The following is a 22,261-nucleotide window of genomic DNA, read 5'->3' as shown; positions in this document are numbered from 1 at the left end:
GAAGCGGCGGCACGGACCCGTCGGGCAGGACGCGCTCCAACTTTCCTTCAAATGACATGACAGATGCCCACGGGGAATGGCCCCGGGTTTGATTTTGAACAAGACTTTGATCACCGCTCGGCATATAAGATGCCGGATATGTCGCGGCTGATCGCCTGTCTGATTGCGCTAAGCGCGGTGCTCGGCCTTTTGGGTCAGGGCACCGCGTCTGCACATCGCGCCGAGGGGATCATGACAACGCCGGGCTGCAGCCACATGGCAGACATGAAGCAAACTGCGATGCATCATGCGATGACGGATGGCTGTCCGATGGAGGATTGTGACGATTGCCCGGAGACCGGGCATCGTGGCAAGCCCTGCAATGACGCGAGCCATTGCGTGACCATTGCGCCAGGTTCGGCGCTTCTTCTCCCGGATCTCGCTTCGCTTGGAAAGGTGCCCTTCATAGGCGCGCAGCAGCATCTCGCATCACGCGCGACCGAACTGAGCGGGCTTGCCGCTCCCCCCGTTATCGAACCGCCCATCCTGTCAGCCTGAACGATACGCCGGACGTGATTCGGCGGCCGGGACGACTATGCCGATGCCAAATCGGCGGAGTCGCACCATCTGCCGCGTCATGTCCCATAAGGTGCCCGCGCGAGCCCTAACCGGGCGGTGCGCGAGGGGACACAGGAATTCTCATGCGATTACTCATGGCCCTGCCGCTCCTGGCAGGATCGGCGTGTCCCGCCGTGGCGGGACCGCTGACCTTTCAACAAGCGCTCGAAAGAGCGGGAACCAATGCCCCGATTATCGACGCCAGAAAGGCGGAGGTGTCGGCAAGCGAGGCAAGCGCCATCGCCGCCGGGCAGTTGCCCGATCCGCGCCTGTCGCTCGGTCTCGACAATCTCCCGGTGTCGGGGCCGCCTGCGTTCACGCTCGACGGTTCGATGATGACCGCGCAGCGCGTGGGCTTGCAGCAGGATATCCCCAATCTCGCCAAGCGCCATGCCGAGCAGGCAGGTGCGGATGCCGCAACCGGCCTTGCACGCGCCCGATCCGCCGTCACCCACCTCGACGTGAGGGTTGCCGCAGCGACTGCATGGATCGATCTCGCCTATGCCGACAGGCGGCTGGCGGCGATCGACGCGGTGCTGGGACGGCTCGGGCGACTGGTGCCTGCGGCACGGGCTGGGGTCGCCTCGGGTTCCGCCCGGCCAGCGCAGAGCCTGCGCATCCGTCAGGCGATTGCCACGCTGGAGGACCGGCGCAGCACGATCCTCGCCGAACACGCACAGGCACGAGCGACGCTGGAGCGCTGGACCGGGGAGGCGGAGCCCGAAGCGGTCGGAATGATACCCGATTTCGCGTTGGATCCCGCCGAATTGCGTCTGGCGATAGCGGGCAACCCGCGCCTTCGCGCCGCCGAAGCGGACGTCGCTTCGGCCCGGGCCGACACCGACCTCGCCCGGGCGGGCAAGCGGCCCGACTGGGGCGTGAGCCTTTCCTTCGGTCGCCGTGACCCCGGCTACGGCAATGTCGTTTCGGTCGGGGCCAGCATGACCCTGCCCATTTTCCCGGGCAAGCGGCAAAATCCGCGGATTGCCGCCGCCGAAGCCGATCTCTCCGCCGCCCGTGCGCAGCATGAGGATGTCCGGCGCGCGTTGACCGCCGAACTGGAGCGCGGACTTGCGACCCATGCCATGCAGGTCTCGCAATGGCATCGCGCACAAGAGACGTTGCTGCCGCTCGCCCGGCAGGAAGCAGATCTCGAGACTGCGAGCTACGGTGCCGGGCGCGCCGGTCTGCTGGATGTGATCTCGGCCGAAACGGCGCTGGCCGAGACCGAACTCGACGTCCTTGACCGCGAATCGCAGGTCACACGCCAGGCGGCGTTTCTTCTTCTGACATTCGGGGGTGATGCACGATGACCCGACTTTCCTTCCTTGCCGCGCCGCGCGCACGCCTATGGGCGGCTGGTGCCGCCCTCGCGCTCGTGGCGGGTGCCGCCGGCTTCGGTCTTGCCGGGCTGACCGGTTCCTCGGTCGACAAGCCGGCCGCAGCCGACGACGGACGCGAAGTGCTCTACTGGTACGATCCGATGATGCCCGGTCAGCATTTCGACAAGCCGGGCAAATCGCCGTTCATGGACATGCAACTCGTCCCCAAATATGCCGACGAGGCCGCGGGCGAGGCGGGCATGCGGATCGATCCCGGGCTGACCCAGAGCCTCGGCATGCGCACGGCGACCGCGCAGAGGGGAACGCTGAGCAGCGCGATCAGCGCGACCGGCGTCATCGCGTTCAACGAACGCGACATCGCCATCGTCCAGCCGCGCGCCGGCGGCTTCGTGCAGCGCGCCTACGCCCGCGCACCCGACGACCTGATCCGGGCCGGGGCGCCAATCGTCGATCTGCTCGTGCCCGACTGGGGCGGCGCGCAGCAGGAATATCTGGCGGCGCTCGGCACCGGCGACGCTGCGCTGGCGCAGGCCGCGCGGCAGCGGCTGCTGTTGCTCGGCATGCCCGCGTCGACCGTGGCCGCCGTCGAGAGAGGGCGGCGGACCAGCACCATCTATACCGTGACGGCGCCGATCGGCGGCACCATCACCGCGCTCGACGTGCGTCCGGGGATGACGGTGTCGCCCGGACAAAATCTGGCTCAGATCAACGGTCTGTCCAGCGTCTGGCTCGACGCCGCGGTTCCGGAAGCCGTGGCGGGCTCGGTTTCTCCCGGTCAGCCGGTGACCGTAACCCATGCCGCCTTTCCCGGAGAGACGCGGCACGGGCGGATCAGGACTATCCTGCCCAGGGCGGCGGACGAAAGCCGCACGCTGACCGTGCGTATCGAACTTCCCAATCCCGGTCTCGAGCTCCGGCCCGGCATGTTCGCGCAGGTGAACTTCGCCGGCGGAGGAAGGCAGGCCCTGCTCGTGCCGTCCGAAGCCGTGATCGAAACCGGAAAGCGCAGCATCGTCATGCTTGCGCTCGACAAGGGGCGCTACCGCCCTGCCGAGGTCCGGACCGGGCGGACGGAGGGCGGTCGCACCGAAATCCTCGCAGGCCTTGCCGAGGGAGAGACGGTGGTCACCTCGGGCCAGTTCCTGATCGATTCCGAAGCCAGCCTTGCGGGCATGGATGTGCGGCCGATCGGCGGGGAAGCCGCTCCGGCCCCCACGGAGCCGTCAGCGGAAACGAAAACCTACGAGACGCGCGGCGTCATCCGCAAGATCACCGCAGCCGGGATCACGCTGGAGCATGAGCCGGTTCCGGCGCTCGAATGGCCGGGCATGACCATGATGTTTCGTCTCGAACGGCCTTCGCTCGCGAGAGGCTTCAAGACAGGCGACCGCGTGCGCTTCACCTTCAGCCAGGAGCAGGCGGGGCCGACGATCCGGACGCTGCGCCGGGAGACCGCGCAATGATCGAACGGCTGCTCGACTGGTCGATCGCAAACCGGCTGTTCGTCGTGCTCGCCGCCGTCGCGCTGTCGGCGGCGGGGCTGTGGGCGGTGCGCACCACGCCGATCGACGCCTTGCCTGATCTGTCCGACGTCCAGGTGGTGATCCGCACCGGCTATGCCGGGCAGGCGCCTCGCATTGTCGAGGATCAGGTCACTTATCCACTCGCTACCACCATGCTCTCGGTGCCGGGCGCGAAGACGGTGCGCGGCTATTCTTTCTTCGGCGACAGCTATGTCTATGTGATCTTCGAGGACGGGACCGACCTCTACTGGGCGCGCTCGCGGGTGCTCGAATATCTCAACCAGGTGCAGGGGCGGTTGCCCGAGGGCGTGACCAGCGCGATCGGGCCGGATGCCACGGGGGTCGGCTGGATCTACGAATATGCGCTGATCGATCGCAGCGGCCGGCACGACCTCAGCCAATTGCGCGGGATTCAGGACTGGTTCCTGCGCTACGAACTCAAAACAGTGCCGGGCATCTCGGAGGTCGCCAGCATCGGCGGCATGGTGAAGCAATATCAGGTCGTGCTCGATCCGGTGAAGCTCGCCGGATACGGCGTGACCTTCCAGCAGGCGGTCGCGGCGATCCGCAACGCCAATCAGGAAGTCGGGGGCTCGGTGCTCGAAATGGGCGAGGCCGAATATATGGTCCGCGCCTCGGGCTATCTGACGTCGCTCGACGATTTTCGCGCCATACCGCTCAAGACTGCGGCGGGGGGCGTGCCGGTGACGCTTGGGGAGGTCGCGACCGTCCGGCTCGGTCCGGAAATGCGGCGCGGCCTGGCCGACCTCAACGGCGAAGGCGAAGTGGCCGGCGGCGTCATCATCCTGCGCCAGGGCGCCGATGCGCGCAGCGCGATCGCGGCGGTGAAGGACCGGCTGGCGACGCTGCGCAAGAGCCTGCCGCCGGGCGTCGAGATCGTTCCGGTCTACGATCGCTCGCAGCTCATCGACGCCTCGGTCGAGAACCTCACCCACAAGCTGATCGAGGAATTCATCGTCGTCGCCGCGGTGTGCGCGCTGTTCCTCTGGCATGTCCGCTCGGCGTTCGTCGCGATCGTGACATTGCCGCTCGGCGTGCTCGCTGCCTTCCTCATCATGCGGATTCAGGGGGTGAGCGCCAACATCATGTCGCTGGGCGGCATCGCCATCGCGGTCGGCGCGATGGTCGATGCCGCCGTGGTGATGATCGAGAACGCTCACAAGCATATCGAGCACTGGACGCATGCGCATCCCGACGAACCACTCGAAGGCGCGCAGCGCTGGCGCGTCATCGCCGATGCCGCGCGCGAGGTGGGGCCGGCGCTGTTCTTCAGCCTGCTCATCATCACGCTGTCGTTCGTGCCTGTCTTCACCCTGCAGGCGCAGGAGGGGCGGCTTTTCTCGCCGCTCGCCTTCACCAAGACCTATTCGATGGCGGCCGCAGCGATCCTGTCGATAACGCTGGTCCCGATCCTGATGGGCTGGCTCATTCGCGGGCGCATTCCCTCCGAACAGGACAATCCCATCAACCGCGGACTGACCCGCGCCTATCGCCCCGCCCTCGATTGGGTGATGCGGCGGCCCAAAGCGATTCTCGTCATGGCGGTGCTCGTGTTTCTCACCACGGCATGGCCGGTGGCGAAGCTGGGGGGCGAATTCCTGCCGCCGCTCAACGAGGGCGACCTGCTCTACATGCCGTCCGCGCTGCCGGGCATATCGGCGGCGCAGGCGGGCCAGCTCCTCCAGCGCACCGACCGCCTCATCAAGAGCGTGCCCGAAGTGGAGAGCGTGTTCGGCAAGGCCGGCCGCGCCGATACCGCGACCGATCCCGCCCCGCTCACCATGTTCGAGACGACCATCCGCTTCAAGCCGCGCGACCAGTGGCGGCCGGGCATGACACCCGACAAGCTGGTCGACGAACTTGATCGCGTGGTGAAGGTGCCGGGCCTCTCCAACATCTGGGTGCCGCCGATCCGCAACCGCATCGACATGCTGGCGACCGGGATCAAGAGCCCGATCGGGATCAAGGTTTCGGGCGCCGACCTGGGGGCGATCGACCGGGTCGCGCACCGGATCGAAGCGGTGGCGAAGGCCGTACCGGGCGTGAGTTCCGCTCTCGCCGAGCGGCTCGAGGGTGGACGCTATGTCGATGTCGACATCGACCGCAGGACAGCCGGTCGCTACGGGCTCAACATCGCCGACGTGCAGCAGATCGTCGCGGGCGCGGTGGGCGGCGCCAATGTCGGACGCACGGTCGAGGGGCTGGCGCGCTATCCGATCAACGTGCGCTATCCGCGCGAGGTGCGCGGCAATGTCGACGCCTTGCGCGCGCTGCCGATCCTGACGCCTTCAGGGCAGCAGATCACGCTCGGCACAGTCGCTTCGCTGCGCGTCACCGACGGGCCGCCGATGCTCAAGAGCGAGAACGGGCGGCCGACCAGCTATGTCTATATCGACGTGCGCGGGCGCGATCTCGCCTCGGTCGTGCATGACCTTCAGGAAGCGGTCGCGGCCGGGGTCGACCTGCCGCCGGGCATCAGCATCGCCTATGCCGGACAGTTCGAATATCTCAGCCGCGCGATGGAGCGGCTCAAGATCGTCGTCCCCGCCACGCTCGCGATCATCTTCCTGCTGCTTTACATGATCTTCCGTCGCTGGGACGAGGCGGCGCTCATCATGGGCACGCTGCCTTTCGCGCTCACCGGCGGGTTCTGGCTGCTGTACCTGCTCGGCTACAGCCAGTCGGTCGCGACCGGCGTCGGCTTCATCGCGCTCGCAGGCGTCTCGGCGGAGTTCGGCGTGGTGATGCTGCTCTACCTCAAGCATGCGCTCGACGCGCGGGGAGCCGATCCCGCCCGCGCCGATGTCGAGGCGGCGGTGCGCGAAGGCGCATTGCTCCGGGTGCGGCCCAAGGCGATGACGGTCGCGGTGATCCTCGCCGGCCTGTTCCCGATCCTGATCGGCACCGGCGCTGGCTCGGAGATCATGAGCCGCATCGCCGCGCCGATGATCGGCGGCATGGTCACCGCGCCGCTGCTGTCGATGTTCGTCATTCCGGCCGGCTATCTGCTGCTGCGGTCGCCGCGAAAGACCCGATCCCCCGCTTCCCCCTCTAAAGGAGATGACCGATGAAACCTATGATGATCCTTTTTCCGGCATTGCTGCTCGCCGCCTGCGGGCAACAGACGCCGGAAACCTCCAAAAGCCCCTCCGACGCGTCTCAGACGATGGGCGCGATGCATGATGCCATGGGCGGTAACGGCAGCGCCATGCCGATGGACGGAGAGCACATGGCGGGCATGGCGAGCGGCACGGGCGTGATCACCGCCGTCGATCCCAAGGACGGCACCGTCACGATCAATCACGGGCCAATTCCGGCGGCGAACTGGCCGGCCATGACGATGATGTTCGATGCCGATCCGAGGATGCTCGAAGGCATGATGCCCGGCGACAAGGTCTCCTTCGATCTCAAGCTCGAGGACGGCGGCGGCGAGGTCACGGCGATCACCAAGCAATGATGTTCGCACTACGGGTGTAGCCGCGCGGGAAGCCGCCGTCAGGCAGCCTCGACCACATGTGCCTCAATCGCAACGCCAAGGCGCTTGCGCACTGCTCCGAAAATGGCCGCGAGATTGTCCATGCTCGGATTGCCCTTCTCCGAGAGCATCCGGTGCAGGCTCTTGCTGGGTCGGTTGGTCTCGGCGGCCAAAGCCTCAAAACCGACCGATGCGTTCACCAGGTCGCGCAGGATCAGTCGCGCGACATGCGGCTCGCCGTTGAGGAAGGCCGTCGCAGCTTCGTCGAGCATGGCCTTGGCGAAAGCGGGATCGCGCGCTGCGCGCTCCTTTACCGTTTCCTTGAAATCCCGTGTCAGCACCATGTCGCTATTTCCTGGTCTTCTTCGCAGTGGCCTTGCGGCCCTTATATTCGGTCAACAGAGCGGCAGCCTCGTTGACATCGGCCTGCTGTCGCTTCTTCGTTCCGCCGACGAACAGGATGATCAGCTCATTCCCGTCCTGCGCCAGATAGAGCCGATAGCCCGGTCCCCAATTGATCCGATATTCTCCGAGCCCGCCGCCAATCCGACAGATTGCCCAGTTCCAGCCGGACAATCGCCGTCGCAACCTTGGCCCCGGCCTGCGAATCAAGATCATCGAACCAGGATCGGAACGGGCAGGAGCCGTCCTCGCGGATATACTCCTGTATGATCAACTCACGGCCTTTCAAGTAACGTATATGTTACCATTTGTCCAGCTCCCATTGTCGCTCAGGCCACAAGGCGAAGGCGGTCGAGCTTGGCGGCGCCTTGGGCAAGCAGCTTGGCGATTTCGTCGGACGTGCGTCGCACGGCCAGTTTCAGCGCTTCATCGACGTGGATGTAATCTTGCGTCACGTTCTGCGAGGCGTGCCCCAGCATCGCGCGGATCGTCAGTTCCGAGAAACCGAGTTCGGCGGCAATGCTGGCAAAGGTGTGCCGCAGCACGTGGGGCGTGACACCCGTGATTCCGGCAAAACCACAAACGCGCTGCAGGCAGGCGCTTACAGCCGTGAAGGGGCCATCGCCCGTCGTTGCCGCGAACACATAGGGATTGCCGGCGATCTGGGGCTGGGCCACGATCACCTTGATCGCTTCCGGCCCGATCGCCCGGACCTGCTCGCCGGTCTTGGTGTCGGGGAAGGCGACGAAGCCGCCCATCGGATTGACCCATTCGCGCTGCATGGCTTGGCCTTCTTCGCGGCGATAGCCGGTTAGAAGCAGCAGGCGGATCACGGCGATCCCGGTCGGACTGACGCCCTGTTGTTCTGCATAGACCATCGCCTTGCCCAGCGTCTCGATCTCAGCGACGCTGAGGCGCCGTGTTCGCTTGTTTCCGGCGAGTTTCTTGGCGCCCTTGGTTGGATGCTCGGCGAGCAGGCCTTTATGCTTTGCATGTCCCAGGATCGCCTGGATCGTGGTCAGGCAGCGCGCCGCGACACCGCGGCCACCGGTCGCCTTGCCGCCGCGGCCCCCGCTGCGAGGCTTTCCGGTCTTCCCCTTCGCCACATCGTCCTGCATCGCTTCGACATCGGCAATCGTCAGATGGCGGGCGATGCGCTTGCCGATCAGCGGGTTGATATGGGTCCGAATCCGGCTCTCATCCATCGCAAGCGACGACTCCTTGATCGGCCGGTTTCGGCGACCGAGGATTCTGCCTGCGCGCGCTTCGGTCAGATACCATTCGCACAGTTCAGAGACATTCATCTCGTTGCGCGCGCGACGCGCTTCTTCAGCCGGGTCTTCCCCGGATGCCACCGCACCGAGCTTGATTTTCGCCAGATCGCGAGCCTGGTCCACCGTCAGCACGCCAAAGCGGCCCAGCTTGACGCGGCGGATTCGGCCCTCCGCGTTCATATACTGGATGACGAAGGTCTTGGTGCCAGCAGCGCCTATCCGGACCCCGAAGCCCTTGATCTCGGTATCCCATACGAATGTCTGACCCGTCTCGGGTGCGGTGAGGGCATCGAGCATGCGCTTCGTCAGCTTTGCCTGCGCCATGGAACCTCCTCCAATTTATTACGCGTGCTCCGCGAGACCGAAAAGTAATAACAACGTAATAAAAATCGGTCGTTTCGCGGCGAATTGGAGGTTATGCCGTCGTAGCGAGATTGGCAATATCTATTTGAAATATCGTACTAAATCGTATATTAGCGCATTCTGTCGTAACCGCTCAAATCGAATTGCCAAGGTTGGGGTCGAGGGTTCGAATCCCTTCGCCCGCTCCAGTTTTCAAGGGGTTAGCAGCACCCCTGTTCCCCAAACCAGCGAAATCGACCATATACGGATCGCATACGGATACCGGATATGAGGGACGGATTTTGGGAAAATCTCAGATCAGTGAACCGATGGATTCCCCTAGCGATTCTCCGGAAGGTGAATCGATGACCGGCAAGAATGTGCTGGTGTCCAAGAGTTTCCGCGATGGAGGTATCTACCTCTTCCTGCGCGGGGATTATAAGAAACCCATCTGGATGTGTCGGATCAAGGCACCGGGTCAGACGGGTTTCATCTACCGTTCCACCCGCACCACCGACGAACATCAGGCATATCGATTTGCCGATGATCTTTATCATCAACAGCTGGTCAAAGCCTATTCCGGTGAGACGGAGAAGGGAACAAAGGTTGCGGTTGGTATCAATGCCTATATCGACCGGTTCGAGCCGGAGATCGGGCAACTGTCGATCCGCTATCGTATCCTCCTGCTAAAACGGGTCCTGCCTCATGTCGGCAAGCTGACGTTCGAAGGATTGACCACGGCATCCATCTCCAAGCTGACGGACGATCTGCGCAAGGGGACGAAGAAGGGAATCATGTCTCCCAATACGACCAAGCGGGTCCATAATGATTTGCGGCATTTCTTCCGATGGTGTGTCGAAGAGGGGTATCTCAAGGACCTCCCCAAATTCCCCCGAATCAACGGGGAGAAATCCCGTCGTCCGCATTTCAATGAGACAGAATGGAGGAAGATCACCCGGCAATTGCGGGAGTTCGTCAAGGTCACCAATGGCAAAACCCTGCGGGAACGGACCATGCTGGTCAATTACGTCCTCATCCTTGCCAACACCGGAATCAGGGTCGGTGAAGCAAGGACGTTGAAATGGAGAGATGTCCGGGAAGTTGCTGGACCCAATGACAACAGGGACATCATCCTGACCGTCAACGGCAAGACCGGCATTAGGGAAGTGGTTGCCCGTACAGCAGACGTCAAAATCTACTTCCGTCGTATCCTCGAACTGCGGAGCGAGGAACAGGGGGGGAAAGCACCCGATCCCGACAGTCTGGTCTTCTGCCACAAGGATGGTTCGGCAATTGGATCGTTCAAAAAGTCGTTCCAGACCCTGCTGGAAAAATGCGGGGTGCAGAAAGACAGTTTTGGCCGGTCACGGACGATCTATTCCCTCCGTCATACCTATGCGACTTTCCGGCTGCATGAAGGGGTCAATCATTTTGCCCTGGCACGCAATATGGGAACGTCCGTCCAGATGCTGGAGGAATATTATGGACACACCTCCAACATCACCATGTCACAGGAACTGACCAAAGGTCGGGGCAAGGCATCGGACAAAACCGACAAACCCACGAAGACCAAATCCCCTCCTGACAATGGCTTGGGATGGTTGCGGACGGATCATCGGTCTGCGGACCGGAAAACCGTTCTCACACAGGCTCCGACCGATATAGCCGGTCAGGAACCGTCATATCTCGACCTGTTATGACAAGCATGCTGGACGAGGTGATCCACCCCATGCTGTAGTGGGTTGATCAGATAGTGGACGGGGACCGGATAGAAGCATGTCGAAATGGAAGAAGAAGTCTCCCGACCCCATCATTGCACCAATTTCTACCGAACTGCTCCTGAGGACCGGAAAGAGAATTTTCAGTAAAAGTCGTATATGGGTGGAGAGAGAAAACTTTTACGGAGAAAAACATTCTCGCGACGACGATCGTTACCTCATCATCGGCTTCGACACGGAATATAAAACCCCTGACGGAGAACTGACACCACAGGATATTAAAGACGGATCGGGAAAATACAAGGTCATTTCCTATCAGTTCCATTGCAGCATTTATGACCCCGGCCAGCCTGACGCTGTGGAATGGAGTGGCATCTGCTATCCCGAAGGGAACGATCGGCTCTCGCTTGCTGATCTGCTGACCTTTGCGTTTCATCAGGGGATCGCGACCGGGGCGGTCAGCAAACTGCCTAACAAGGTCTATCTGGCAGGGCATTTCACCCGTGCAGATTTTCCGGCCTTCAAGGATTTTCAGACCATCTCGAAGCTGATCGGCAGCGTCCGCGCCACGTTTCTATCGATCGATAATCACATACTCCTACAATATTGGTTTCCCGATGACGGGCCGGTCAAGATCGAAGTCGTACTGCGCGATACGATGCTCCTGACGCCTGCGACATCCAAGAGCCTGCGTGCCCTTGGCGATCTTGTTGGAGTGCCCAAGGTGGTGCTCGACGACGATCCGGTGCTGGAGAAACATTATAAGGAGAATATGGATCAGTTGCTGGCTGACAGGCCGGAACTGTTCGAAGACTATGCCATCACTGACGCTATCATCTGCGTTCGCTATCTCGATCAACTGATCCGCCAGTGCGACGATATTCTTGGACGGCGCAAGGTGCCCGCGACCCTTACCGGCATCGGTGTCGATCTCCTGATGCAAACATGGAAAGCCGCCGATCTCGATCCGCTGGAAATGATCGGCAAGGAAGAGGTTGTCGTCAGCTATTTCAACAAGCGGCTAGGCCGGCATGAGAAGAGGCCTGTAGACGTCAACATCCGGGAAGTGGACTGGCACATACCGCTGGCAACCGAATGCTATCATGGCGGTCGCAATGAGCAATTTTGGTTCGGCCCTGCTTTCGAGGATAATTGGACCGATTTTGACCTGACGGGTGCTTATCCCACTGCCATGGCCCTCATCGGCATGGCGGACTGGCGTTCTGCCTATGTCAGCCTCGATCTCGATCAATTTACACATCGAACGCTTGGCATCGCCAATGTCGAGTTCGAATTTCCCGAGCATGTCAAATATCCGACCATGCCCGTGCGCACCAACAACGGCTTGGTCTTCCCGCGCACCGGTATCAGCGACTGCGCAGCTCCGGAAATCGCTCTTGCCCGATCGTTAGGCGCAACGCTCAAAATCCGGCATGGCGTCATCATTCCCACTAATCTGGAAAAGCCGGTCTTTGCCGACTTCATCAGCCAGTGCATCATGAAGCGGAAGAGCTTTGCCAAGGGATCGTTGCAGAATCTGTTTTGGAAGGAACTGAGCAACAGCAGCTATGGCAAGACGGCGCAGGGACTCCATCAAAAGCGTGTGTACGATCTGCGCGACAGGGAGATGAAACCTCTCCCGCCCAGTAAAATCACAAACCCGTTTTTCGCTGCCTACATCACCTCGTTCGTCCGTTCGGCCCTTGGCGAAGTCATGAATGCCCTGCCATCAGAAGTATGTGTGTTCAGCTGCACCACCGACGGTTTCCTCACCAACGCGACGCAGGCGCAGATTGACGCAGCCAGCACCGGGCCGATCGCGGGCCTGTATCGCCAAAGCCGGCAGATGCTCACCGGCGAGCCGGATATGCTGGAAATCAAGCATGTCGTACGCAAACCGCTTGGCTGGCGAACGCGGGGACAGGCCACGTTGATCGAGGGCCGTGACGACCAGGGACCGCATGAGAAAATCGTCCTTGCCAAGGGTGGCATCTACACCCCGGAATATCTGGAGGATCAGCGAGAACTGAACGCAAAAATCCTGGGCATGTTTTTGGATCGCAAGCCCGATGATGTCATTCCGCTGAAGATCAAGACCGGCATTCGAGACATTATCGAATGGGATGCCGACCTTGTCGACAAGCATGTGTCGAAACGCCTCAACATGGAATTCGACTGGAAGCGCATGCCGCAAGCAGTCTGGCAGGACGACACAATCGATCATGTCGCTTTCAGCACCCGCCCATGGGAAAGCATCGATCAGTTTTTCAAAGTGCGCGAAATCTGGGATAGCTTTGCGGTCGCTACGCCCCGATGCATCAAGACGGTGGACGATTATCGTGCCCTTGCCACCTACATCTTTGCGCAATCGGCATTGTCGGCCGGAGGGGGGCAATATCTCAAAAAGGATAGTCCCGACATCAAACGCTTGCGGCAAATGCTGTGTATCGCCTGGCGCAAATCCGCTGCCGGCATCACCCGCAAATTTGACGGGCATACATCACAATCCTTCGCTGACCTGCTGACATCGATAGGCATTCCCTGCAAACGGTCGGATGTTGAGAATGCACGCAAGCCCTTCGTCCCGCATATATGTCCCGCCACGCCTGCCGTCATGGCCGCGCTGGACCTTCTAAAAATCCATGTCCCCTCGCTTGAGGTAGACCTGTTTCTCTCGGCAAACACAGCGATCGACATTCTTGCCGCGACGCAGGAGAACAATCCCTATCGATCCATTGAGGGTACGGAGAAAATATTGGAGGTGGCTGCCTGACGGGTCGCGGCGTGGAGGATGATAAATAAATCATCTTCAACTTTTCTTAGCCGTGCCCCATGCCCTCTACCGCCTTCCAACTCCGTGACGCATTCCGCGATTTTGTCGATCTCTCGACCTGGCAGGCACCCTATGCCGTCACCTTGACCCTCCGTCAGAAGCGCATGGTGGAAGATGGACAGGGACGATCGTTCGAAGTTCGCCTTACAGCGGATCGGGCCAGCCAGAATTTTCGCCATTTCATGAAACTGCTCAACGCCGCAGTCCATGGCAAGGCAGCCAGTCGCTTCGGGCGTTCGGTCAATGTCGTTCCAATCCTTGAAGGCGGAAACGGCAAGCGCCTTCATTATCATGCTGCCATCGACTGCCCGCGTGACGATCTACGCCGCGACTTCCATCACTTGATATTCTCCTGCTGGGCAAAGACCGACTGGGGGTATTGGGAGCATGATGTCCAGCCCCATGCCGATGCTGGCTGGATCGACTATATCAGCAAGACCCGTGACAAGCCCGTGTTCGCCGATGCGATCGACTGGTCCAACTGTCACCTGCCCATCGACTGCCGGGTATAAACCCCTCTCGATCCCTTGCCTTCGCTGACAACGCCCAGGGTCCAAACATGCATCGGACCTTGATTAACTTACTATATCTAAAAGACTTTATAACAAATTCTGCAAACAACGATCTGACAGATTCTGCACACAGCAATCCAGCAAAATACCTATCACATATATTTTCAAATCAGCGCGAAGCGCCACCCGAAGGGTGCCGTGCCAGCGACCATTTTCAGGAGGAATTTTTATGACTGTTTCAAAGACGCTTATCAATTTTCATGTGCCAAGTGATTTGCTGGCGACGTTTGATCGCCTATGCCGTTTGAACGGCAAGCCCCGATCGCAGATTTTGAATGACCTGTTGAGGTCCTGGGTTTTGGAAACGGGTAGGCAGATGCTGACCCGGATCGACGAAGTCCGGAAGATCGATCAGCATTTGAAATCAGCCTGTGAGAAGGGTTTTGACGGTCGTTTGCCTGATATGCTGCCGCAGGCAGGAAACGCCGTTCAGACACCGGCTAGGCGGAGATTTTCCGACTTTTGAAAATGCATTCATTGATATGTTTTTTGCCGGATCAGTCGACGTGAGATTTTGACGCTTTTCCGGGAATTTTGTGGGATCGGTTCGGACGGTCTGCAGGGATTAGCGGCTTTGAACGTCGTCGCGGTGTTGTAATCTGTGTCCGTGTCTGCTGGTGGGACTTTCCGGAATGTCGGCTTCGGAGCGACCTACTGGAGTAAGCCGCCGTTCCCGGCTGCGGTTTGTGAGCATTCCTCGCACGCAAGCACTGGGACACCGCGTAATTGGTGTAGCCACCCTTCTGGATGGTATGAAGTCAGACGATCGCTTCAATGCAGGAGGGTGCCCTTGAGCGGTTCTTGCAGCAACACTTGCAATGAACCGTGGGACTGGCGGCCGGCCGCCTAGGGATCCTTCGTCGCCCTGGCGGCGTACAACGAAGCCGGTGCGGGCGACATGAGACGGCGTGGCAGCAAAGAAAAAGGGCCGGCGCGCATGGCCGGCCCAAAAATTGATGCGTGGGGGATTATGGGGCGTCACAGGGACAGTGCGTCAATGCCAACCGTGTGGAAAAGCACCGTGATCGGTGCTGCTTTCGCGAGTTCGCGGATCATCGATTTGCCCATATCTACCACCTCGTTCTTCTTGTCGTTTCCTTGGTTCGTATCGTTTACGTTATCATGCTTTCGCGTTCCGGCCTTGTTACCCGGCGCCAGAAACCGGCATGCTGCAAGGATCGCCAGAGCGGTCCAGGTGAGAGCGGGACAAAGCCCGCCCAGGTTCATCACGGCGGCGAGGACGTATCCACCCACGGTCCCTCTGACGCCCCACCACTGGTCTCGCACAAGCGTGTCCCGTGGGGCTTTGGCAAAGTGGGCAGCCCTCCTGACGTTTGCAAGGAATGCCCCATAGGCTCGGTCGGAAGGATAGGCATGGAAGGGATCGTGCTCGCAACCAGGCCGCACCCCTTTCACATCGCATGTCTTTCGCAACGCAGGCTTTCATGCAAGAGCTCGGCCTCATAGGCTGCGATCAGGGAACGAAACTTCGCGCTGCTTGAGGACTGCATGGCCACGCAAAAACGCAATCCGACTGAAATCTGGGCTGATGATCTCTTCTCGCGCCGGGAGGAAGCCGAGCAGCTTATCGCCTACATGGAAAGTGTTGCCGCGCGCCCCGTCATGCGAGAGGACAAGCGTGCCTACACGATCGCGGTCGATGCGCGATATGGCGAGGGGAAGAGTTTTTTCCTGCAACGGCTGGCCGAGCAGCTGGGCCTCAATCACCCGGTGGCCTTCGTCGATGCCTGGGCGGACGACCTCACCGACGAGCCGCTTACCGCGCTCGCCGCGACCCTGAAGGCGGCGCTCGACCCGTTTGTCACCAATCCGCAGATCAGCCGGCGGGTTCAGGATTTCATGGTGACCTCTGGCCGTGTCGCCAAGATTATGGGTTGGGGACTGTTGCGGCGCGGCGCCGGTCTTCTCATCACGGGAAAGGCGGTCGATGCGGCCGAGGAACTGCTGACAGGCGTCAGCGAGGACGTCAGGGATGCCGTGAATGACGGTCTTGGCGACGTCGGCAAGGGAACGATCGAGGATGCGGCTGCAGCGCTGGAGGGCGTGGGCAGCCATGCGCTGATGGCGCAGCGCATAGCTGCATTCGAAGAGGGCAAGGCCGCTGTCCAGCAGATGAAGGAGAGCCTTGCGGCGATTGTCGCATCCTTGGACGGTACAGCGCAGCATGCGCCGATAGTCATCGTCATCGATGAGCTGGACCGCTGCCGAACCACTTATGCCATACGGTTGCTCGAAGAAATCAAGCATCTTTTCGACGTGCCCGGGTTGATCTTCATCTTTGCCATTCATTCCGAGCAGCTCGCGCGCTCGGTGAGCGGCGCCTATGGCTCAACGTTCGATGGGCGCGCCTATCTGCGCCGCTTCATCGACAGGCAGTACAACCTCGCGCAGCCCGGTCTCACGCCCCTAGTGGCAAAGCTCTTCGATGAGGCGGGTCTTCGACGCGAGGCCTTTACATTGCCGGGACTGGTGCTGTCGCAGACCAAGGATCTGGACCCTTCGGTGCCGGAGCTCATTGCCGAGTATATGCGGGTCTACGGGCTGGGTGCTCGCGATGCCTTCGCCCTGATCGACGTCCTACAGACCTCGGCGGTGCTTGCCCAGAGCTCGCTCATCGAATTGCACTTCCTGCTGCCCCTCGCAATCGCGGTCGTGCAGGGGCACCCTCCCGGCACAGTCCCGCAGGCTGTCGTGACGAGCAAATGGGTCTTTGTCCCATACTGGACCCCTCAATCTTCGGATGTGACCGAAGTGACGCTTCATGAAATGACCATGCAGTTGCACGAGGCGGCGCAGCTGACGGATCGGGACCTTGAGGAGCGCCGGGCCGAGGGCCACAGTTATGCCGCGAGATTCATCTCGAGATCGCGCGCCAACGCCGACGGCTCGTACCCGATTGCCGCCCCAAGGGGCTATCCCAGACTACTGGCGGCAGTAGCGCGCTTCACGAACCCCCAGCTGGAACCTCGTGGATAAACCGGCCTGCGAAGGAGCCCGCTTTAGTGATCGTCACCGCATGGCGGAGACGACAGGCTTCGGGCGCGGCACGCGGCCAGAGCACGGGCCGAACGCAACACGACAACATGCCTGCCCTTTCTACGAGTAGAGGAAGTGGCTCTGATCTCTTTCTGCCAACCGCAATGGCTTCACCATTGCCTTGTTCACAACCTGAAGGCCGACATAGATCGAGATATTGTCGAAGATGATGAAGGTCATCGGCTGTTTGGATTGGCGCGCGAGCAAGCGCCAACTTTCAAGATCGGTGAAAGATGGTCGTGCAATTCCACCCGGATGAGTGTGCCATTCGCCCAGCCAATCAACAGTTTGGCCGGAGCGGACCCACTCTCTCAGGGCTGAGATGCGGTGACCGCGCTGCGACCGCTTGAATAGTGTTGGCGTGGCGTGATCCCACCGCGAGGGGAACGTTGCGCGTGTCAATTCCAACGCACCGCATTTTCTGTGGCCGAGGAGCAGGCCGCCTTGCTCGTTATGACCGCCTGAGGTTGGAGCTTTGGAGCGAATGTGGGCGAGGAGTTCGTTGGGTATCAGAACAGATGTCACGCTGCGCTCCGTCGGGGACCGCAGGCCGGACATTGCGGCACGGGCTTAGGGCTGACGGGCTTGTGGTAGCGTCCACGCTCGGGATCGACTTGAACCGTCCGCAAGCGCTGCCCTGCTTTTCCTCCGGCCAAATCGAGCGCCGCTCGATTGGCAAGGCTCGCCGCCATACAGGAAGCGTCAACAGAGAAGGGAATGAACGCTCCATCGCCGCAGCTAGCGGGCTGGAGATTGAGTTCGTCCTTTTCGTCTCCGGCGGGATAGCGCCAGGGGCCATCGAACTGCGGCTTTAGACAGCGGAAGCACGCCAGGTCATCACGGACGTTAAGAAAGCTCTGCGCCCCGGCCCCGTTCATGAAGACCCATGTGTGGAGCAAAGCACTCACGTTGGCATCCACGTTCTCGAGGAACTGTTCATTCAGCACGCTCTGAACATTCCAATCGCCGGTGGCATCAATTATGAGATCGTGGGTGGCCAGCAATTCCCACATCGCCGTCGCGTCCTCGACATATGCGTTGACCTGCACCTGAGGATGAAAACGTTCTAACTCGGCCTTCAAGGCGAACGCCTTGCGCTTGCCGATGTCAGCAAATCCCAGCAAGTGCCGGCCGATATTGCCCTCGCTAAGATATTGATTGTCGAAGATGCTTAGATGCGCGCCGATACCGGCTCCGCTTTGAACCAGCATTCGCGCCAGATGACTGCCAATGGTTCCGCATCCCACCAGCGCGATGGATTTCCCCTTTAACGTATTTTGCTCCACGCTGTTTCTCGCGGTGATGTCTTCGATACTGCACCATGCCCCCGAGAAACGTTCAAGCTTAATGGCAGCAGATCGCGCTGCCAGCAGTTTGGGGACAGCCTGCTTGCGGATCGACCCGCGCTTTATTCCAGCTTCGAGGTCTTTGGGCCGTTCCAACCGAAGGCCGACAAAGGCATTCGGTGCAGCGACGAACAAATTTTGGCCCTCTGACAGAGCACTGAACGCAGCGTTCCACCGACTTTTCCCCAATCCGGCCTGCCCAGCAAACCACCGCTGCAATTCTGCAAGTGTGTTGGGCGCTCGGATGCCAGCGGCAGGGCCAATTGGAGCATCAACAGACCATATTTGCGCTAATCCTAAGGCGAGTGAATTATACCCCCGTAGATCGGCCTTATCGGCAAGGCACATGAACTGCGGTTTATCGCCAAGCTTGGCGATAAACAGGGAAGCCTTCTTGACGGCAGCGGATGGCGTTTTTGGCACGAGGCAACGAACGCCAAGTTCAGAATACCAGTACTGCTGGAATTCATCGATGATCTCGCGCACTGCACGCCCTTTGAAAGACAGTTCCAGAGTGCGCTTCGCTTCCTCTAGGACGCGCAGGATTGCAGGGCCTGGCTCGTAGAGATCGACCGGCAAACCGGCACCGGAGGCATAGCAGATGCCGTTGCCAGTCTCGATATGCGCGAGCGTATCGAGAGGAATCTGGCTTCGGTCCTTCAAGGTAAGCACGGGTTTCGCGGCAAACCTGACATCCGGAATCGATAAGGTTATGTCTACCGGCGTCCCGTGAACGGGAATGGACCCTTCGTAATCGGCAAAGCCAGGACCGGTCTCCTTGAAGCCCCTGGCCTTCAGGGTAGCATCGATCCTTCGAAGCGCCTCATGACGGTCCATCAGCCGGAAGTTGAAGGGATGACAATGGGCGCAGCTACTTTCGCCGCCGGTGCCTGACGGATCGTCTCGATTTTCGTCGCGATCTTAACCGCATCAGGCCGGTACGGAATGCGCTGCCCAAACTGGTTGCGCAGCCGGGTGATGACGACATCGGCATGCCCGGTGCGTTCCAACGCCGCGACCATTTCATCCCGCAGTGCTTCGGCCTCTTCAATAATGGCAGCTCGCTCATCGTCGCCCCATTCGTTCAGGCAGAGATGCCGAATGACGGGGTTAGCCACTTTGTCGTTGAAAATCGCCGGGAGCAGCTTTGCCACTTCCATCACCAGCTCGTCATCGCGGGAGTCGCCGGGGAAGCCATTCATCCGGCGCAGCGCCTCGTCAACCGCGCACATGATGCAGAGCGAGGAGAGCGACGATTTCTCCCAGGTGTAATCCCGCCAGCCTTTAAAGAAACGGCAGAGGCGGCGATACACCGCGCCATAGCGCTCGCTGCGCCCGTTCACCCAATCGTGGAGTTGCTGGGGATCGGATTGAAGCCAGGTGCCATCCCGCTGGGCGAGCATGATCTGATCCGAAGGAAGGCGCCAACTCTGCGCCATCGCATCCCGTGCCATCAGCGCGGTGGTTTCGGCGTTTTGCAGAGCCTCCACCATCGTCTCGAATCGGTCCTGCGGAATGGAGTAAATTGGGATATCGATATGCGCGCCGCGCCACAATTTGACCCGCACGCAGTTTTTCTTGGAGCTATCGAGCTGCCACCCCTTGCGCGAACAAAGCGGTGCCAATGCCGCCTCGGCAAAGGCAAACAACCCCTTAGCCGCCAAGGCCGGTTGGCCGTTCTGAAGAAACTGTACCGGAACGTACATGCCGTCGTCGAGATCGATTTCCTGCGCAGGAATTTGCGCGGGAGCGTTCAGCGTGCCGTAGGCATAGCTCCCTTGCGTCATGAACTTGACATGGATGACGGGGCGCATCCGCGCTGTGATGCGGGCAAAGTCTTCCTGCCAGTACTCGTCATGCACGGGGATCGATGAGGCTGCTTGCTTCAAGGTCGCGCGAATAAGGTTGCGCGCATCCATAAGAGCCCTGCGGTCGTCCTCGGGGATCGTCAGATTCGCCAAGTAGCTGGGTTCAGATTTGAGCCCGCAGAATAAGGCATGCGCATTGGCCAATGTCATGTTGTCGTCCCGCAACGAATCCCGGTTTGTTCCACATTGGAGTGGGAAGCTCAGCTTTCAAGTGCTATGGTTAAGCTATGTACAGGATTTTATCGAAGAAGGCGGTCGTCGCCGCCATCGTATGGCTGGCATTGGGCTTGGTCATGCTCGGACAGAGCCTAGGTAACCTGCTGAAATTCGATTTCAAATTCAGCTCTATCCCGCTCCTGGTCTGGCTGCTCCTGAATGCGGCACTCTGGAATCCGGTCTGGCGCTGGTTCTGGAAGAAAGTTCCAAAACTGAACGAGTGGGTGTTCCCGGACTTGAATGGGGTCTGGGATGTGGAGCTATGCTCGAACTGGCCAAGGCAAGCGCAGATGCTGGACGCCGCCGCATCGACGGAACACGCGATTGACATGCGACGGTGCGCCGAAGCCGATCTCGCTGCGCTGACGCCGATTAAGCTGGAAGCAGAAATCCATCAATCATGGTTCGGCTTCGATATGCTGCTTTACAACCCACGCGGCGACACCCCGATTGACCGTTCCGATACGGTCAGCGTCGATCCTTTCCCGCGCGTCGGCCTCCGTCGGCCGGGCATATGCTATTTCTACAAACAGGTGAATGCGACCGACAATGTGGCGGATGAAGCGGAGTTCTACGGTGCCGCACGGTTGGAATACGATTTCAGAACAGGCCAGTTGATCGGTCTCGCATGGACGGCTCGGATGTGGCGACAGGCGATGAACACTGCCGGAGCTATCACATTTACGCGCAAGTCTAATCATTTGTCTGGGTAATAGGGCTTTCGGAGTCATCCGCAGCCGCAGTGGCGATACGGCGTAGGAGAGACGCCGAGGCGCATTAACCTATAACCGCTTCAATGGAGCGAGGAGCGCGGCCTGATCGTCGGGTATGTCGGGGTTCCGGGCGGGCGCCCTTACTATACGTTCGCTGTAAATGTTCAGCGCGTTGCCTTCGCCGACACCCACTGGCAGTGAAAGATTATGGCCCATTACAAGTTTTCTGCCGCCGAACGATACGCGGTTTTCACTGTGCATAACGAGAAGTGCTGGCTTTGCGGCGAGCCGATCGGCCTGCTCGAGACCGAGGTTGATCATGTAATTCCAGAGACCTTGATCGGCAGTGCCGCACTTGCGAAGATTTTGAATGAACTGGGCCTACCGGCCGATTTCGACATAAATAGCTTCGCGAATTGGATGCCCGCTCACAGGCGCTGCAACGGCGAAAAAGGTGGCACTGTTTTCCGACCAAGTCCACTTATTCAGCTGAAGCTCCAATCGGCTATAGATCGCGTAGATCGGGCGGAAGCACTGCACGACGAGTACCTTTCGGACCGAAAGATCTCGCGGGCGATCAACATCCTCCTCGCCGCGCAAGAGATCGGCGGTTTTGCAGAACGTCACAAGAGGATGATGGAACGCCTGATCACCACGATAGAGCAGGGACACGAACCGAACCGCGAACAGGAAGAACGCGGCAAGCCACTTTTTCTCGCTCCATGGCTCGAAGTTGTGCACGAGGACGAGCGCTGGATCACGCTACGCGGTCCAAGTGGGCTGGTCGGTATGCGGCCCAAAACTGAGCAACTACATCCAAGCTGGGACTGTCCCCGTTGCGGCTTCACCGGCTGGAATGGTGCCAGGTGCATCTCTTGCGGCATGCTAGACGATGGCGACTGACTGCTTGCTACTGATGGACCGAGATTAGGGCGCGTTGATGATAAGCGAGCTGGGGCGG

19 protein-coding genes are annotated in these 22,261 nt (G+C 60.3%); 12 read left to right on the top strand and 7 right to left on the bottom strand.

Annotated elements, in window-relative coordinates:
- The first annotated feature begins 138 nt into the window (after positions 1-138).
- The 5 genes from RLDS_RS49125 (at position 139) to RLDS_RS49105 (ending at position 6,941) form a co-directional block, all read left to right on the top strand.
- Positions 139-537: a hypothetical protein gene (locus RLDS_RS49125; RefSeq protein ID WP_152528117.1), complete on the top strand. Its 399-nt coding sequence runs from the start codon at positions 139-141 to the stop codon at positions 535-537.
- 143 nt (positions 538-680) lie between these two features.
- A complete protein-coding gene (locus RLDS_RS49120; RefSeq protein WP_031298840.1) occupies positions 681-1,910 on the top strand; it encodes a TolC family protein in 1,230 nt (409 codons plus the stop codon).
- Complete coding sequence (locus tag RLDS_RS49115) at positions 1,907-3,403, top strand: efflux RND transporter periplasmic adaptor subunit (protein ID WP_021227778.1); 1,497 nt, start codon at positions 1,907-1,909, stop codon at positions 3,401-3,403. The genes RLDS_RS49120 and RLDS_RS49115 overlap by 4 nt, the downstream gene beginning before the upstream one ends.
- Entirely contained in the window at positions 3,400-6,555 is a 3,156-nt protein-coding gene (locus RLDS_RS49110; RefSeq protein ID WP_021227777.1) for an efflux RND transporter permease subunit, read from the top strand. Before RLDS_RS49115 ends, RLDS_RS49110 begins: the two co-directional genes overlap by 4 nt.
- Positions 6,552-6,941, top strand: coding sequence for a copper-binding protein (locus RLDS_RS49105; protein ID WP_021227776.1), 390 nt, complete (start codon positions 6,552-6,554; stop codon positions 6,939-6,941). Before RLDS_RS49110 ends, RLDS_RS49105 begins: the two co-directional genes overlap by 4 nt.
- Positions 6,942-6,979: 38 nt before the next feature.
- Here the strand turns inward: RLDS_RS49105 and RLDS_RS49100 are convergent, their stop codons facing one another.
- From RLDS_RS49100 to RLDS_RS49090, 3 genes are all read right to left on the bottom strand, one after another.
- The gene (locus RLDS_RS49100; RefSeq protein ID WP_021227775.1) at positions 6,980-7,303 is read right to left on the bottom strand and encodes a helix-turn-helix domain-containing transcriptional regulator; all 324 of its coding nucleotides are present in this window, start codon (positions 7,301-7,303) and stop codon (positions 6,980-6,982) included.
- 4 nt (positions 7,304-7,307) lie between these two features.
- Positions 7,308-7,535 (bottom strand): type II toxin-antitoxin system RelE/ParE family toxin, encoded by a 228-nt coding sequence (locus RLDS_RS49095; protein ID WP_236616909.1) that lies wholly within the window; start codon positions 7,533-7,535, stop codon positions 7,308-7,310.
- A gap of 155 nt (positions 7,536-7,690) precedes the next feature.
- Positions 7,691-8,959 (bottom strand): integrase arm-type DNA-binding domain-containing protein, encoded by a 1,269-nt coding sequence (locus tag RLDS_RS49090; RefSeq protein ID WP_021227774.1) that lies wholly within the window; start codon positions 8,957-8,959, stop codon positions 7,691-7,693.
- Positions 8,960-9,342: 383 nt separating this feature from the next.
- Between RLDS_RS49090 and RLDS_RS49085 the strand changes: the two genes are divergently transcribed.
- From RLDS_RS49085 to RLDS_RS49070, 4 genes are all read left to right on the top strand, one after another.
- The gene (locus tag RLDS_RS49085) at positions 9,343-10,677 is read left to right on the top strand and encodes a tyrosine-type recombinase/integrase (RefSeq protein ID WP_021227773.1); all 1,335 of its coding nucleotides are present in this window, start codon (positions 9,343-9,345) and stop codon (positions 10,675-10,677) included.
- A gap of 181 nt (positions 10,678-10,858) precedes the next feature.
- A complete protein-coding gene (locus tag RLDS_RS49080) occupies positions 10,859-13,468 on the top strand; it encodes a DNA polymerase (RefSeq protein WP_021227772.1) in 2,610 nt (869 codons plus the stop codon).
- Between the two features lie 59 nt (positions 13,469-13,527).
- On the top strand, positions 13,528-14,040 hold the full coding sequence (locus tag RLDS_RS49075) for a hypothetical protein (protein ID WP_021227771.1): 513 nt from the start codon (positions 13,528-13,530) through the stop codon (positions 14,038-14,040).
- 229 nt (positions 14,041-14,269) lie between these two features.
- Positions 14,270-14,566, top strand: a complete 297-nt coding sequence (locus tag RLDS_RS49070; protein ID WP_021227770.1) for a ribbon-helix-helix domain-containing protein — start codon at positions 14,270-14,272, stop codon at positions 14,564-14,566.
- 512 nt (positions 14,567-15,078) lie between these two features.
- On the opposite strand, the gene RLDS_RS0128780 is transcribed toward RLDS_RS49070, so the two are convergent.
- On the bottom strand, positions 15,079-15,354 hold the full coding sequence (locus RLDS_RS0128780; RefSeq protein ID WP_152528115.1) for a hypothetical protein: 276 nt from the start codon (positions 15,352-15,354) through the stop codon (positions 15,079-15,081).
- A 255-nt stretch (positions 15,355-15,609) separates the two neighbouring features.
- On the opposite strand from RLDS_RS0128780, the gene RLDS_RS49065 reads away from it, so the two are divergent.
- On the top strand, positions 15,610-17,097 hold the full coding sequence (locus RLDS_RS49065; protein WP_021227767.1) for a KAP family P-loop NTPase fold protein: 1,488 nt from the start codon (positions 15,610-15,612) through the stop codon (positions 17,095-17,097).
- A 120-nt stretch (positions 17,098-17,217) separates the two neighbouring features.
- On the opposite strand, the gene RLDS_RS55515 is transcribed toward RLDS_RS49065, so the two are convergent.
- Genes RLDS_RS55515 through RLDS_RS49055 form a run of 3 tightly spaced genes read right to left on the bottom strand, consistent with a single transcriptional unit; the run spans position 17,218 to position 20,521 of the window.
- The gene (locus RLDS_RS55515) at positions 17,218-17,682 is read right to left on the bottom strand and encodes a Mov34/MPN/PAD-1 family protein (protein ID WP_161626754.1); all 465 of its coding nucleotides are present in this window, start codon (positions 17,680-17,682) and stop codon (positions 17,218-17,220) included.
- Positions 17,679-19,340, bottom strand: coding sequence for a ThiF family adenylyltransferase (locus RLDS_RS49060; protein WP_021227765.1), 1,662 nt, complete (start codon positions 19,338-19,340; stop codon positions 17,679-17,681). The genes RLDS_RS55515 and RLDS_RS49060 overlap by 4 nt, the downstream gene beginning before the upstream one ends.
- Positions 19,340-20,521, bottom strand: a complete 1,182-nt coding sequence (locus RLDS_RS49055) for a CBASS cGAMP synthase (protein WP_021227764.1) — start codon at positions 20,519-20,521, stop codon at positions 19,340-19,342. The genes RLDS_RS49060 and RLDS_RS49055 overlap by 1 nt, the downstream gene beginning before the upstream one ends.
- Before the next feature lie 77 nt (positions 20,522-20,598).
- On the opposite strand from RLDS_RS49055, the gene RLDS_RS49050 reads away from it, so the two are divergent.
- Together RLDS_RS49050 and RLDS_RS49045 are read left to right on the top strand one after the other, a co-directional pair.
- Positions 20,599-21,300: a hypothetical protein gene (locus RLDS_RS49050; protein WP_021227763.1), complete on the top strand. Its 702-nt coding sequence runs from the start codon at positions 20,599-20,601 to the stop codon at positions 21,298-21,300.
- Positions 21,301-21,507: 207 nt separating this feature from the next.
- Positions 21,508-22,203, top strand: coding sequence for an HNH endonuclease (locus RLDS_RS49045; protein ID WP_021227762.1), 696 nt, complete (start codon positions 21,508-21,510; stop codon positions 22,201-22,203).
- Positions 22,204-22,261: the final 58 nt, after the last annotated feature.

This window comes from Sphingobium lactosutens DS20, assembly GCF_000445105.1.
In the GTDB taxonomy this organism is placed as follows: Bacteria; Pseudomonadota; Alphaproteobacteria; order Sphingomonadales; family Sphingomonadaceae; genus Sphingobium; species Sphingobium lactosutens.
Note: the sequence above shows the minus strand (reverse complement) of the source record. Positions and strands in the feature narration are given on the sequence as shown.

Coding starts and splice junctions, on each gene's coding strand:
- RLDS_RS49055 (WP_021227764.1), bottom strand. CDS start 20,521: ATGACATTGGCCAATGCGCATGCCTTATTCTGCGGGCTCAAATCTGAA.
- RLDS_RS49115 (WP_021227778.1), top strand. CDS start 1,907: ATGACCCGACTTTCCTTCCTTGCCGCGCCGCGCGCACGCCTATGGGCG.
- RLDS_RS49045 (WP_021227762.1), top strand. CDS start 21,508: ATGGCCCATTACAAGTTTTCTGCCGCCGAACGATACGCGGTTTTCACT.
- RLDS_RS49110 (WP_021227777.1), top strand. CDS start 3,400: ATGATCGAACGGCTGCTCGACTGGTCGATCGCAAACCGGCTGTTCGTC.
- RLDS_RS49105 (WP_021227776.1), top strand. CDS start 6,552: ATGAAACCTATGATGATCCTTTTTCCGGCATTGCTGCTCGCCGCCTGC.
- RLDS_RS49090 (WP_021227774.1), bottom strand. CDS start 8,959: ATGGCGCAGGCAAAGCTGACGAAGCGCATGCTCGATGCCCTCACCGCA.
- RLDS_RS49075 (WP_021227771.1), top strand. CDS start 13,528: ATGCCCTCTACCGCCTTCCAACTCCGTGACGCATTCCGCGATTTTGTC.
- RLDS_RS49065 (WP_021227767.1), top strand. CDS start 15,610: ATGGCCACGCAAAAACGCAATCCGACTGAAATCTGGGCTGATGATCTC.
- RLDS_RS49125 (WP_152528117.1), top strand. CDS start 139: ATGTCGCGGCTGATCGCCTGTCTGATTGCGCTAAGCGCGGTGCTCGGC.
- RLDS_RS49085 (WP_021227773.1), top strand. CDS start 9,343: ATGACCGGCAAGAATGTGCTGGTGTCCAAGAGTTTCCGCGATGGAGGT.
- RLDS_RS49100 (WP_021227775.1), bottom strand. CDS start 7,303: ATGGTGCTGACACGGGATTTCAAGGAAACGGTAAAGGAGCGCGCAGCG.
- RLDS_RS49060 (WP_021227765.1), bottom strand. CDS start 19,340: ATGGACCGTCATGAGGCGCTTCGAAGGATCGATGCTACCCTGAAGGCC.
- RLDS_RS49070 (WP_021227770.1), top strand. CDS start 14,270: ATGACTGTTTCAAAGACGCTTATCAATTTTCATGTGCCAAGTGATTTG.
- RLDS_RS49050 (WP_021227763.1), top strand. CDS start 20,599: ATGTACAGGATTTTATCGAAGAAGGCGGTCGTCGCCGCCATCGTATGG.
- RLDS_RS49120 (WP_031298840.1), top strand. CDS start 681: ATGCGATTACTCATGGCCCTGCCGCTCCTGGCAGGATCGGCGTGTCCC.